At 36.3% G+C, this 14444-nt stretch carries 10 protein-coding genes; 5 read left to right on the top strand and 5 right to left on the bottom strand.

Annotated features, from left to right (window positions below; all coding sequences use genetic code 11):
* Window positions 1-2 precede the first annotated feature (2 nt).
* The gene (locus IGL70_RS06495) at window positions 3-3392 is read right to left on the bottom strand and encodes a SpaA isopeptide-forming pilin-related protein (RefSeq protein ID WP_104873675.1); all 3390 of its coding nucleotides are present in this window, start codon (window positions 3390-3392) and stop codon (window positions 3-5) included.
* Between the two features lie 256 nt (window positions 3393-3648).
* On the opposite strand from IGL70_RS06495, the gene IGL70_RS06490 reads away from it, so the two are divergent.
* Window positions 3649-5040, top strand: coding sequence for a helix-turn-helix domain-containing protein (locus IGL70_RS06490; RefSeq protein ID WP_081156401.1), 1392 nt, complete (start codon window positions 3649-3651; stop codon window positions 5038-5040).
* Window positions 5041-5112: 72 nt separating this feature from the next.
* Here the strand turns inward: IGL70_RS06490 and IGL70_RS06485 are convergent, their stop codons facing one another.
* The 3 genes from IGL70_RS06485 to IGL70_RS06475 are packed head-to-tail and all read right to left on the bottom strand — an operon-like array spanning window position 5113 to window position 7533.
* The gene (locus tag IGL70_RS06485; RefSeq protein WP_002286057.1) at window positions 5113-5760 is read right to left on the bottom strand and encodes a TetR/AcrR family transcriptional regulator; all 648 of its coding nucleotides are present in this window, start codon (window positions 5758-5760) and stop codon (window positions 5113-5115) included.
* A 7-nt stretch (window positions 5761-5767) separates the two neighbouring features.
* Window positions 5768-6454 carry an ABC transporter ATP-binding protein gene (locus IGL70_RS06480; protein ID WP_002286060.1) on the bottom strand — a complete coding sequence of 229 codons (687 nt, stop codon included), beginning with the start codon at window positions 6452-6454 and terminating at the stop codon, window positions 5768-5770.
* Window positions 6455-6459: 5 nt separating this feature from the next.
* Window positions 6460-7533: an ABC transporter permease gene (locus IGL70_RS06475; protein ID WP_002286061.1), complete on the bottom strand. Its 1074-nt coding sequence runs from the start codon at window positions 7531-7533 to the stop codon at window positions 6460-6462.
* 221 nt (window positions 7534-7754) lie between these two features.
* Here IGL70_RS06475 and IGL70_RS06470 point away from each other — a divergent pair, with 221 nt between their 5' ends.
* Both IGL70_RS06470 and IGL70_RS06465 read left to right on the top strand, forming a co-directional pair.
* Entirely contained in the window at window positions 7755-8429 is a 675-nt protein-coding gene (locus tag IGL70_RS06470) for a response regulator transcription factor (RefSeq protein WP_002286063.1), read from the top strand.
* 4 nt (window positions 8430-8433) lie between these two features.
* Entirely contained in the window at window positions 8434-9774 is a 1341-nt protein-coding gene (locus IGL70_RS06465; RefSeq protein WP_002297809.1) for a sensor histidine kinase, read from the top strand.
* 148 nt (window positions 9775-9922) lie between these two features.
* On the opposite strand, the gene IGL70_RS06460 is transcribed toward IGL70_RS06465, so the two are convergent.
* Complete coding sequence (locus tag IGL70_RS06460) at window positions 9923-10909, bottom strand: DUF2382 domain-containing protein (protein ID WP_002295887.1); 987 nt, start codon at window positions 10907-10909, stop codon at window positions 9923-9925.
* A 732-nt stretch (window positions 10910-11641) separates the two neighbouring features.
* Between IGL70_RS06460 and IGL70_RS06455 the strand changes: the two genes are divergently transcribed.
* Complete coding sequence (locus IGL70_RS06455; protein ID WP_002302025.1) at window positions 11642-12673, top strand: tyrosine-type recombinase/integrase; 1032 nt, start codon at window positions 11642-11644, stop codon at window positions 12671-12673.
* Between the two features lie 108 nt (window positions 12674-12781).
* Window positions 12782-14314, top strand: coding sequence for an AMP-binding protein (locus IGL70_RS06450; RefSeq protein WP_086319259.1), 1533 nt, complete (start codon window positions 12782-12784; stop codon window positions 14312-14314).
* The last annotated feature ends 130 nt before the right edge of the window (window positions 14315-14444 follow it).

Below are 14444 nucleotides of genomic sequence, written 5' to 3'. Positions count from 1 at the left end.
ATTTAGCTGCCCCCTCTTTCTTTTTTCAAAAAAAGATACCAAATAGAAAACGCACAACCAATCATCCCTACTAGATAGATTCCTAAACGGCCAATTCCTCCCGTTTCAGGTAATGGTACTTTTGCCTGATTCGTGATGTCTAAAGAAATCTGGTTGTTTTTGGCTCCTGGTGACAGAACAGATTCATGATCTTGTCCATCCACTTGAATTGACCCATCTTCGTGTATAACTATAGTAACTGGCTCTTTTAGACCTTGGTATCCTTCTGGTGTAAAAGTTTCGGTCAGCGTATAAGTTCCAGGTTTTAAATTTTCGAATAGAAAGGTATCTGTTTCTTGTCCATCTTTTGGCAATTCTAAGTCCATTTCTGGTCCTTGCAGTCTGAATTTGGCTCCTTTTAATGTCTGTCCGTTGTCTTCTTTTTTGTGTACCGTTAGATCAAACGCTTTTAGTCGATTTTGATGAGTGAGCGTCCATACATTATTTGTCATCTCGGTATTTTTTCCCGTGTAAATGATTTTTCCATATTTATCGATTTGGAATTCATAATTTCCCGGCGAAGTATCATATCCGGCAGGACCAGCTGTTTCAACGACTCGGTATTTACCAGGTGTGAGTGAATCAAAACTGGCAAGACCTTTTTCATTCGTTGTTTGGCTGTCAATTGGCCGATAAGTACCATTTGCTTCTTTTTTCTGTAGGGAAAATGCTGCTCCTTTAAGATTTATCTCTTTGTCCGTCCCTTGCATCGCATACTTACGTACTGCTACAGGAACTTCAACAAAAGGATTTTCAATGGTCAACTGGATCGTATCATCGGAAGTAGTGACTGTTTTTCCATCAATGGTTACCGTACCATCAGAAGCGATCTTGATTTCCCAAGTAGTCTTTTTGCTTAATTCATGCCCTTCTGGAGCTTTTGTTTCTGTCAGCGTATAGGTCATTTCTTTTTGCAATTTGACATTTTCTGGAAGAGAATAGGTTCCGTCGCCATGATCTGTTAGTAAAGTATCAATAGAATCTCCTGTTAATTTGAAGACAGCACCGATGAGATTCTTTTCACCTGTAGAGGAATTTTTCGTTATTTTCAAGTTTAACGGTGTGAATTGTTTAGTATTTTTCCATGTCATTGCATCTATTTGTTGAGAATCGTATCCTGGTACAGGTAATTCTTTGATTGTTTGGTAACTGAATGCTTGACCTTGATTATTGTATTGAGGTAGTGATAATATCTCTTGATAACTTTCTCCGCTATTTGCAGATAATTTGTCAATGTCTGCACGTTCCCACGTATTTGTTGTATCTTTAGCTGGTTTAATGATTCGAATATATCCGTTTTTCCAAGCTGCAGCATTTGTCGTATGTTCCCGTTGAATCTCAAAAGTAACTTGATCTGGACGATCAGCTAGATTGTTGTCAAATTCTTCCCATAACTTTTTGATGTGAAGACTGACTCCGGGAGCTTTAGCAGATGGTATACCGAATTCAGCTAATTCATTGGTATCAATGTTTGGCTGGAAAGTTGTCCTGCCGTTCATTTGATACCAGAAATTTGGATGGAAGTCCTCATTTTCTGTTTGGATTCTCACTTGGTAATGGATTTGGATTTCTTGGTCTTTTCCTAAATAGATCTGATTGCTCTTGATGGTATTTCCTTCTATGGAAATAGATGGAGTGACCGTTGTAGGACTTGTCCCCACACTCTTGACTGAAAGTGTACCAGGCTGATAAATGAATGGTTCTGCGATTGGATCATTTATTTGTCCATTGCTTACAGTTGCTGAGATCTGTACAGCTTTTTTGGCTAGGTATTCAGAGATATCTGTTGCATGATCAGCTGATTCATAGTAAAGATCGCCTTTTTCATCTGATGAAACCATTTGTCGCATACGAGACTCTACTTCTGCTTTTGAGAGACCAGCTGCCGGATCGCTTTGAAGTTGGATGCCAAGACCATGTATTTCGATTCCTCGTTCTTTGAGTGCCATCGCTTCTCCGATGGTTGCGATAAACGTACTGTCGATTCTTCTGGATAGATTGTTTTGGTCAGGTGCATAATAGCTATTTGAGATTCGAGAAGTATTTCCCGGCTGATCTTGCGTATTAGAAAACTGAGTTCCGTAATAATTGCTGCTTGATTGTGCGTGTACCCGCTGTACTTTATAGGAAAATGTTGGTACACCATCCGTCAGCAAAACGATCACTTTTTTATGTCCATTTGGAACGGATAGCATGTTTCCTGCATCTCTTAGTGCTTTTTGTGTAAAAGTACCACCATTTGTCCGTGAAGGTGTAATGGATTTTACTTGATTTTTCACTGAATCAAATGAACCCATCTGTACTGCACCGTTACTGTAGCTATATCCTTCGCTTGAGTAGCCGACATATCCCATATTGATTTTGTCTGTGATACCGCTATCTGCTAAAGTATCGACAAAACGATCGACACCAATCTTTACTTCACCGATCCGATTATTGTCGTTCATACTTCCTGACCAGTCTACGACCAATACGAGATCAAGAGGCGTGATATCTTTTTGTACATTTCCACGAGCATTCAAATAAACATCAAACAATCCGGGTGTACTTGTTTCCTTTGCATACTTTCGTATCGCATAGTCTGCTTGATTACCCGTTCCTCCATATTCGATATACGAATGGGTCCGATCATTAGGATCTCCATTCCAAGAATTTATACCATCCCATTGATTTGTTCCGTTTTTATTTCCTTGATGATCAAGAACATTTGTATTTCCTGTAGGTTGCCAACTGGCTTTAGGATAAGTGCCCTGATCATCTGTTGTATATTCTGTAGGAATCGTTTGATTAGATGGCACACTCACAGCTGGCAAGGATAATGTAGGCAATGTAAATGAGCTGACAGAATTTTCGTTTTCTTTTGATGATTCTTCTTCTATTTCGTCTGCCTTTGGTACTGACACATCTGTATCTTTCTTATTTTCTGTCTCATCAATAATGTCATATTCTTTATTATCGACGATCAGCTTGTTTGCCTGGCTGTGGTAAAGTGCTGGATCGATTGGAAAACTCAGATCGATAGTTTGTTTAGTGTTTGATGAGATTTCCAACGTAATTTTCCCGCTATTTACCTGATAAGCATAGCCATCTCCTTCTTTTCTTTCCACATCACTTAAGTAATTTTCGACTAGACCAATTTCTTTTTCTATCTTTTCAGCACTGGTGTTATTCGCATTTAGCTTGATGTTCAGTGCTTTTTTTCCAGACTGATCCGAAATGACTTCAGCTGAAATTGTTTCTAAAACTGTTGGATCATCTGTAGTGTCTGCTATTGCAGATAATGGCACAAAGTTTGATAAACTCAATATTATCAGCATGAAAATAACTTTCAGTTTCTTCCCTGTGGTCGTCATTTTTCCCCTCCTTTTTCTTTTTTTCTGTTTTGACGTGAATAGTGAAAATTATTAAAATAAACAGGCGTTACATAATTTTATTTATTTTAATATGATAATTATTATACGAAGGGCGCTAAAGGGAATCACACCAATTTTCATACCAATTGGTTTCATTTATGAAGTTGATTCCTTCGATTAATGAGCGTTTCATTGAAAGAAAAGGGTTGAGGGAGAAAAACATATGATCAGGTTGTTGGAAGGAAACTATAGAAAGATGGAAAAAATCATTCGAATTCTGTCCATTTCTGACAAGTGGATGACTAAAAAAGAACTTGCCAAAAGAATTGGTAGTTCAGAATCTACATTTGTAAGGTATATCGAAGAGATCAAAATCCGCTGGGGAACGGATGTAACGATTCAATCTTCACAAAAATTGGGGTATCGTCTTGAACATTTGAATGTACCAGCTTATTTAAATGTTCTGATGGAAATGTCGCAAAGTTCTACAAACAGTCGTTTATTAAATGAGATTATTGTCAATCCGGGTAAAACGATTGAGTATTATTGTGAAAAAATTTCCATCAGCCGGTCTTCTTTTACACGTAAGTTGAAACAATGCAATCAAATTTTAGAAAGCTATTTATTAAAAGTGATCGTTGACCAAGGTTTTCAGTTAACTAGCCTTAAAAGTGAGCTCCAGTTGCGTATCTTTGTCACCTTTTTCTTTTTAAGTTACTACGGAAGACGCACGTTGCCATTTCCAATCGAAAAAAAGAAGATCAAAGAAATTATGGTCAAGAATAATTGTCAGTTGAATTTATTTCAGGAAGAAAGCCCATATGAGCAATCTTTCTTTATTATGTATTTTGTTGTGCATCTCATGAGAGAATCCCAAGGAACTCCATTTGAATGGAAAGCTGGAGACTCTTATGTACAGTTGATAAATATCGATAAAAAAGACTTCTTAATCTTGAAAAATCTCTTAGGAAAATTGAAGTACAGCAGCTATATAAAAGTAGTGAACTATTTTGTCAATACGATTTTTTCAGAATTTTCGGAGAAAGAAAAAAATGAAATCAGTGAGCAGATACGAAAAAATATGTCCTACTGTTCGTTTTCATCCTCTGATTGCAAAGAAAAAAACGAAGAATATGTTGTTCAATTATTAACGCAAATTTATTTTTTCTCCCGTATTTTCCCATACGATACGACTCATTTGACGATCCGTGCAACTTACTTTGCACAGCAGATGCAACACCGCCAGATACGTCTATATGCTGGATTTCGTGCAGAACTTCAATTTTATTCCACTCTACTGAATCAGAATCTGATTTATTATTTATCTAGCTATATCTTTTGGATGCTTATCGGTAATCCTGAAATTCACCATTATACTTCTGATAAAAAAATACTGATCATCAGTGACTTAAGTCTTCGACATAGTCAATATATTGAAGAATATATCAGTGATATTCTTGCTGTGCATAAAATTCACTCTGAGACAACTGCTATTACTGAAGATCAGCTGTCGAAATACAATCTTCTCGAGTATGATCTGATCGTTACGAATCAACCCATTTTGAATGCCCATGTTCCTCATATATTGATTGATGATAGTGTGTCATTCGCAAATGAAGAAGAACTCATCCGCTTATTCGAGTTATGAATAATCAAAAAACAGCTATGTATAAACCACCCTGATAAAAATTTCAGGACAAATTCACATAGCTGTTTCTTTTTATTGTATTCCTTCAGCAATCCAACGAGATTTATAGCGAAAGTCTTTTAACAACTCTTCTTTTGTCCAATTATTTGCAATGAGATCCGTCAATGTGTTCATTACGAGGGTCATGGAAAAGTATAGGAAACTAACTGCTTCTTCCGACGATTGAATGGAGAAATGATTGATTCTTAATAATTCCAGCCATTTTTCGTTCATTGGAGAATCAGCCGATAGTTCTCTACGTTTGGTTGTCTGCTGATCATTTCGCTGTGTTAACAAGTATAACCTTTGCCAATAGATACTTTCGTGATCTAAGTCGCAGCACCACTCTAAATATTTTTCGATCCCCAAAAAGAAATGTTGTTTGTTTTCGCTAATGAATTTTAAGATATCTTGATGGACTATGTGAGAACTGCTTTTGATCGTATACAAATAAGCATCTTCCAAATCTTGAAAATATTTATAAAAAGCACCGCGCGACATCCCCATCTTGTCAACGATCTCTGAGACTTTGACTTGGCTGATGTGCTGTGAGCAAAATATCTCCAGTAATAGGTCATCGATTCTCTGTTTCTTTGCGTTCGATAAATTGAAAAAAGTTTCTTTTGGCATCCACATCTCTCCTTTATCTCTGATTATACGTGGATAGCCCTTCATTGTCATGAAGGATTCATTCCTTCTTTTTCTCTTCTTCTGTCAAGTACCCATCTTCCATTCGATAAACGCGATCACTCCATTGAATCATACGGACATCATGAGTAACCATAATAGTCGCTTTTTGTTTCTCATGAGCTTCTTTAACTAGTAATTTGACGACTTCATATGCATGATCGGTATCCAAACTAGCTGTTGGTTCGTCTGCTAAGATCAAGCTTGGCTCATTATATAAAGCGCGAGCAATTGCCACTCTCTGTCTTTCTCCACCAGAAAGGTCTTTAGGATAACTATTTTTAAGTGACTGGATATCTAAAGATTGCAGCAAGGAATCGATTTTTGTTGAATCTTCTTTTTTTGAAGTAACTTGGTCAACTAGTTCAAATTGTTCCTTTACCGTTAAAAAAGGAATCAAATTAGAGCTTTGGAGAATAAATCCAATTTCTTTAAAGCGTAAATCTGCTCGTTTTTTTTCTGGAAGCTCAGTTAGTGAGTGACCGTTGATCACTATTTCTCCGGAAGTCGGTGTTTGCAATCCTCCTGAAATGGTAAGGAAAGTACTTTTACCTGAACCAGAAGGACCAATGATGCTGACGAATTCTCCTTCCTTTACATAAAAATCAATTGCTTTCAAAGCTGAGACCTTTGTATGACCAGAACCAAATGTTTTGGTAACTTTTTTCATCGTTAATATTTTTTTCATTTTTATTAACCTCCTATTGCTGTAATTGGGTCTACTTTGGTTATCGTACGTATCGAAAACAATCCGCCTAGCATTGCGACAATGATCAAAATCCCACTATATAGCAACCATTGTGACCAAAAAACAGCAAAAGGCATCGCGCTTGGTAAAATCAGACTAGTCAAATAAGCAAACAAAAGAGCAAGCAGAACGCCTACCACCCCAACAATAAAGGACTGTGCTACTAAAGATTTAGCGATGAAGAAATTTTTGATCCCTTGTGCTTTCATTACTCCAAAAATAGCAGTCTTCTGAAGTGTCATCACGTACATGAAAATACCGACCACGGCAGCAACCACTAAGAACAAAAAGTATATCATCGCATTTAAGGTCATATTTTGGGCAGAATAGCCAGGAATACTTTCAATGAATGTCCCAATAGTTAATAACTGTAGACCCTTCGATGCTTTTTCTTTCGAAATTTTAGCTGAATCCTTTATTACGATCCCATTGATCGGCTGTTCTTCTTCAGAAGCAAACGGCTGTTGTCCATACTTCAAAGCAGTCCACGTATCTAGGGACGCATAGATGACGGGAGAAACTGTGTAATAAGTTTCAGGAAAGATACCGACAATCGTCAAAGGATCGTCGTAACTGCCAATTTTGATCGTATCTCCAATTTTATAGCCTGAATCAGCCAGATTTTGAGAGATGATGATTTCATTCTTTGTTTTAAATTCATGCCCTTTCGTGAGTTTTGGTAATAAAAATGCTTCTTTCGTTGTGCCGAAAACTGTAACATTTTCTTTGTTTTTTCCTTTGATTGCTCCGCTGTACAATCCGATTGGTGCTTTCTCTCCTCCTTCAATGTATTTCAGATCTCCTCTTGTTAATTGTGAAGCTGCAAATACTTGATTTGCATCCTCCGACAAAACAATCTCTTGTGCGTCCCAATCATCGATTGCTTTTTTAAACTCTTCTGAAAGTCCATTCGCTAGTCCTGACAACATGAATACGACATACGCAATCAAGAACATAATACCGACGATCAAGCCATATCGTAATTTAGAATAGCGAATTTCTTTGATAGCTAGAAACATTTGTTTTTCCTCCCTATGATAGATTGATAGTGACAAAATGTCACTCGTTGAATAGTGTAACTCCAAAGTGACATTTTGTCACTTATGTTGTTTTTTTCTTATTAATAAATTGTCTAAGACATCTTTCGATAAAACCTTAACATGAGTCATAAAAAATTTATTTAAGTCTTATTTATGCTTTCCATGATAAACTAAAGTGACCAAATCAATGAGGTGGGAAAATGATTAAACTATTAGTAGTAGAAGACGATAAAGTATTATCCAATAATATAAAAGAAATACTCGCTGCAATCGGCGAGATAACACAAGTTTATGATGGTAGTGAAGGACTGTTCGAGTTGGAAAGTGGAGTTTATGATCTTGCAATCTTGGATTTGATGATGCCGGAAATGAATGGATATGAAGTGTTAGCAAAAATACGGAAAGAAAAAATACAGACTCCAGTATTGATTTTGACTGCAAAAGATAGTTTGGAAGATAAGATTGAAGGATTTGAACGAGGTGCAGATGATTATCTAACAAAACCTTTCTATCGAGAAGAACTGATCATGCGCGTGAAAGCATTATTGAAACGCTCGCTAGGTCTCTTTGATGAAAATGTTCTGAAGTATAAGGATATCAGTTGTGATTTAAAAAGCAATGAAGTCTTGTATAAAGAACAAGTTTTGCCCATACAAGGAAAAGAGTTTGAATTGCTCGTTTATTTTTTACAAAATAAGGGAATCATTTTGACAAAAGAGCAGATATTTGACCGGATCTGGGGATTTGATTCTGATACGACGATTACAGTTATTGAAGTTTATATGAGCAACTTACGAAAACATCTGCGAAGTACTGGATTGGATAAAGAAATCAAAACCTTACGTAATGTCGGTTATATACTGCAAAGGGTGTGATGCAATGAATGGAGATATTACACGAAAGCAACGTAGTCGCTTTTTTGCGACAAATGTAGCAGCATTTGCTTTTATCTTTTTTCTTTTGGGATTCATTACTTTACAGATATTAAACCAATCTGCATACAGAGAAACAGATCTGTCATTAGAGAAAATAAATTTTGATTCTCGAACAGTACAATTAGAGATACAAAGATATCAGCAAGGCGATCCCTTTTTAAACCCGACTCAAACGGAACAAAACAGAACAAACATGGAACAGCCATTAATGGAACCATCAAATGACCGTTTTAACACTCAAGTGATCTTGTGGTCTAAAAATGGTGAGATATTGAATAAAGCAGCTATTGGTGGGCGTTTCAACCAAATCAAAGAATTAAAAATGGATACGAAAAATCTGAATACCATCCAAAATATTGAATTAAATGAAGACAGTGGCTCATCTGCCCTCTCTTTCCGTTCGATTACGAAAAAAGCGGAGACGAATCAAGATGGCGTTGCCTACATCCAAATTTTAGAAAATACAAATCAAATCAAGAATTCATTAGCGACTTTTCGCACGATTATGATTTTGTGTATGATTGTTTTTTGGATTCTCTCTATTGGTATCAGTTATTACTTGTCTAGTCTAAGCATGCGCCCTATTATTCTTTCTTGGAGAAGACAAAAAGAATTTGTTGAGAATGCTTCTCATGAATTGCGCACACCGTTAACGATTATTCAAAATAGTTTGGAACATCTTTTTACCAAGCCTAATCATACTATTATTGAAGAATCCGAAAGCATCGCTCAAGCATTGTCAGAGACGAGGCGCCTCACTGGATTGACTTCGGATTTGCTGACAATCGCTCGGAATGATTCTGATCAGCAGCTGCTTTCAAAGCAAATGATCAATACACAAGAATATATCGAACAACTTGTTAAACCATTTCAAGAGATGGCCACCATAGATGGAAAAGAGTTTATTCTCCATAACGATGCAACATTAGAAGTACCAATTGACGAAAAAAAAATCCATCAAGTTTTGGTTATTTTGCTGGATAATGCATTAAAATATACGAATCCAGAAGATAAGATTATTTTGGACTCATCTGTTAACCATAAAGAATGGCTGATTCACGTAAAGAATACTGGCCCTTCTATCAGTGAAGAAGATCAAGCAAGGATTTTTGATCGATTTTATCGGGAAGATCAATCTCGGGCGAAAGAGACTGGCGGATACGGGCTTGGCTTGGCAATTGCAAAACAGGTAATCGAACAGCATCATGGACAAATTTCTGTATCCAATTATCTTCCACAAGGAGTCGATTTTAAAGTCCAATTGCCGTTGAAGCCTAAAAAATAATGCTTATCCCTAAAAAAGGGCTGTGACAAAAATCTTGTCACAGCCCTTTTTTGTTGCGAATAAACGGTGTTCCAGAAGTAGCTTCTTCGGAAATAAGCCGAAATTTCTTTAAGCTGACCACTTCTGTCACAACCTCTTTAGCTTACGCTTACGATTTTTTATTGCGGTCTTCAATGTGTACATCACCGCTTGTGTCAATATCCAATTCTTCTCGGCTAACATCTTCTGTCACTTTTTCAACATCTTCATGTTCTTCTTTATGAATCCCAACTTCTTCACGAATAACTGTATGTTTGCTTACATCTACTTGCTCTTCTTTGATTGGGATAGTAATCGTGTCATCTTCCAAGTTTTCGTCTGTTCCCTGTGAAGATTGATCTGTTACTGGTTTGCGTTCGATGACGATTTCTTCACGTTTGACCGGTACTTCTACCGTTTCAGTATCGTTGACCACATGTTTGTGGATGTCCACTTCTCCAGTTGTCACATCATGTGTATTTACATCTAATTTTTCTTCTTTTAGTTGAATTGTATCATCATCTAGATTTGGTTTGCGATCGATGTCTTCAGTCTTGCTTGTACCCATTGTATCAGTCTCGCCAGGTACGTCCATCGGATCAGTTCCTGGTGTCATATTCAATGGATCCGTTGTATTTTGAAAGCCTGTCGTGCCACCTACGTCCATTGGATCTGTTCCAGTGCCAGTTTCTAATCCAGTCCCCATTGTGCTTGCTGGGCTAACAGTATCTTGTGTATCCATTGTATCTTCTGTTGTTTCTGGCTGACGATAGCCTTTTACTGTGATGACAAATTTTCCATCAGAAATATCTCCTCTATATTGATATAAAGGATCATTTTCTGGTGTAGCCGTCTCAGAATCATAGGTATCAAAAGAAAAAGTATCTTTTATTTTTTCCCATAAAGAACGGTCTTCTTCACCATCCATCCGATTTTCATCTGTTTCAACATCTATACCAGACAATCCGTCAAATCCTAGTCTAGATGCTGCTTCATCAGTAGTATAAATAACGATATCATCTCGTTCATACCCTTCGTTACGCAACCGTTCAATTACTGATAATGCTTCTTCCCTCGTACTATAGCTTCCGATGACCGTTAAATTTTTCTCTTCCATGTAAATTCCTCCTAGCAAATAGATTTATGATTGGTATATTGTTACTTATAAATTTATTCTATAGGAGACGATTGTTTTCTACAAATATTTAGATTGGAATTTGATTAAAACAATTTAATTGAAATTTGAAAATATTTATGTTAATGAAAGTCATATTCTAATAAAATGTCATTTGTTTCTATATGAATTTTTATGAAAAATTTCATATAATTTCCACTCGTTGTGATGGTTTAATTTATCCAATCCATCAATAAGCAAACAACTTATATAAAAAAGGATTAATTCTCAATATAATTGCTCCTACCATAGAATAAATCTTTATGTAAAGTAATGAAGTACCAACTATTTCTAATACTTCTTTAAGAATTATCCCAACAATATCGTTAGACAAACCATTATTGAATAAATGGAGAGCCAATCGATTCTGAAAAAATGTTTTCTAATTTTTCGGAAATAAAAGAAAGAGCCTCCTGCCATTAGAACGAACCAAATCCATTTCATTGCTCATGAAGTAACCACATAGCTAAAAAGAGGATAAATCAATTAAAAGATCAAAAGAATGACTGCACTAATAAAATAACTAAAAATGTATCTTCTTACTTCATATCTTTTAGCTAGTACTTTTAAAAGACAGTTAAAAATTTGCTTCCTAAGATCAAGACAAACTGTCTATCTTCATTTAATGAAATGCGGTAAAATATAGAAAATGAACACTATTGGAGGGAATTTGTAATGGACAGCAAAACTAGAAAACAACTGCAAGAAAAGTTAAAGCAACGTACACACTTGCTCCCTTCCGTCTTTCAACAGTTTTTAGAAGAAAATCGTTCTTCCCTTTCATTAGGCAGTCGCTATGAATACGCAAAAGATTTTCATCTGTTTACTGATTATTTGAGAAAAGTATTTTCTGAAGAAGTGGATGATCAGCTGATTATCCATTTAGAAAAACAAGATTATCAGAATTTCTTAGCTAAAATCTATCGACATACTCGTTCGTTCCAAACTACAGCGAACCAAGAAACGGAGCAATTGTTTGAAAATAGCTATTACGGGATTTCAAGGAAGCAATATTCATTAAATCATTTTTTACGATTTTTGTATCAAAAAGGACTGATTGAAGAAGAGATTTCTCTTTTGGGTACAAGTTTACCGGAAACAACCAAAGCAGCTCCGCGATATATCGATGCAGAACTTTTCAAAGATTTTGAGCATTTGTTTATCCCGATTGAAGGCTTTCGAACAAGCAGAGAAGCTAGCTTTGAAGAAAAGAATCGACCGAGGAACCTTGCAATTACTGCCATTCTTCTGTATTGCGGATTAAAGATCCATGAAGTAGTAGAACTTAAACGTAAAGATGTATCTTTGACCAAGCAGATTCTTAATCTGAATAGAAAAGAAAACAGACTGAATAAAGTACCAATACCAAAAGAAGCGATGCCGTTTCTGGAGAACTATTTTGAGTTAACAGCACAAAATACGGACGAAAATTCTTTTGTTTTTCGTTCCTCACATGATCAGCAAATTTCTCCTCGGACTATTCGCCAAATTTTGAGCAAAATTACAGTATATAAAAACGTATCGCCAGAACTATGCAGAAAAACATATCGTTATTATGCAGAACTATATTTAGATGATGCTGACGCGGTAAATTATTTATGTGGTAATCGATACCTCTCATCCCATTCTTTTCAAGATATCTGGGAAAAGATGGTTGATTTTTCTTATCACGAATTAGCGGCATTCGTTCAGGTTTCTTCCATATAAAACAAATGTATGATCTTTTTTTCACAATAAACTATGTTATTATATAAAGGATTATGTTACGATTATCTTGAATTTGTATATTACTTAACAAAAGATAATGGAGTGTGAATGATGGAGACCATAATGTATTCCCCTTTGAACTTATTTACGAATTTTCAAGAAGCTGCAGCTAACTTTTCCGAGACCCCGATTATCTTTGATGAGCCACTTTCAGCTTTCCCAGAATTAGGACTTGAAACAACTTACAAAAAATGCTGCGAAAGTGTGTTGAAACGGGCTTATCAATTGGCTCATCTTGGAGTGAAATCCGGAGACAAAGTTATTATTTATAAGAGTTCCGCTTTTGACACATACCTTCTAGCTGTTTCTGTGTCTTACCTTGGTGCAGTGCCTGTCATGACTTCTTATCATCTACCAACAACAACAATGGAAGTATTTATCGATCGTTTAGAAGACCCTTTCATTTTATTTGATGATGAGACAAAAAAGCGAGTGAGAGAAATTTCAAATGGAACAAAATCAAAACAGATTCCTATTCTTTATTTAATGGAACAACCTGCTTTGTCTGTTTCTCAATCATTTTTAGACAAAAATGAAATTTCTTATATGACTCATACTTCTGGTACAACTGGTATCCCTAAACTTATTTGTCATTCTGCTCATTCTATGGGATGGCGGACGAAATGGCAAAAAACAGTTTTCACAAAAATTTCGGAAAAGAAATTAATCGCTTTTCACATCTCTCCAGTGCATTCCAGATTCAATATTGGTATCTCTTCTTTGATGTCCATGGGATTTCCTATGATGCCTTTAGCAAACGCACAAAGTTCAAAAGTTGTTCATATGTTGGAAGCTCACCGGCCAATTGCACTAGAGACCCATCCGAATAACTTTGTTCAGTGGCGTTTTACTGCTAAGGAGCATCCAGAAGCTTTTTCGGGTATCCGATACTATCACTCCACTTTTGATGCTATAAATAACCAGACAATGAAGACATTTTTGCGAACGTCGATGGCACAGGATGCGGTATTTCTTCAAGTATATGGCCAAAGTGAATGCGGACCAATGATTCTTAAGGCTCATACACTAGAGAGTTTGAAAACAAGTGATGCAAGAGATATGGGCGTTGGACTGGAAGACATGACAAGCGCTCGGATTACAGATTCAGTTGGGAATGTCCTACCTGAAAACACAGATGGTCATATACAATTACTGTCTAAAGGACGGGCTTTGACTTATTACAAGGAAGATGCACGGTTCCAGGAAAATGTTTATGGCGATTGGTGGGATAGCGGAGATTACGGTTTTATGGATAAGCATGGCCACCTATTTTTGAAAGATCGGCAAGTGGATTTGATCGAAACGATCAATAGTACATTAGCTATTGAAGACTTTTTATTAGATTCGTTAGATTTTTTGGCAGAAGTAGTGATTGTAAGGGATAAAAATCATTCTCCACAACCGATTATTGCTTTAGCTCCTGATAAAGAAATGGATTGGAATCGATGGTGGGAGCAAGTCCATGAACTTCCTCGCTTGAACGTCCCTATCATCCGTGATTTTGATGCAATCCCGCGAACAGCTACAATGAAAGTGCAACGGCTTCAAATCGAGAAAGAATTAAAATCACAAAAGTCCTAACTATTTAAGGAAAGAAAGATCCATTTTGGTCTTTCTTTTCTTTTTGTTTTTTTAAATTGGATGAGATAAAAATATGCCAATTGGCTGTTTTTCTTTTTTGAAAATTTCGTTATACTCTTATTCATGGAGG

Origin of the sequence: Enterococcus sp. DIV0901a (assembly GCF_051711525.1) — a bacterium.
Classification (GTDB): domain Bacteria; phylum Bacillota; class Bacilli; order Lactobacillales; family Enterococcaceae; genus Enterococcus_B; species Enterococcus_B faecium.
The sequence above is the reverse complement of the archived record's forward strand: the minus strand, read 5'-3'. Positions and strand labels throughout refer to the sequence as shown.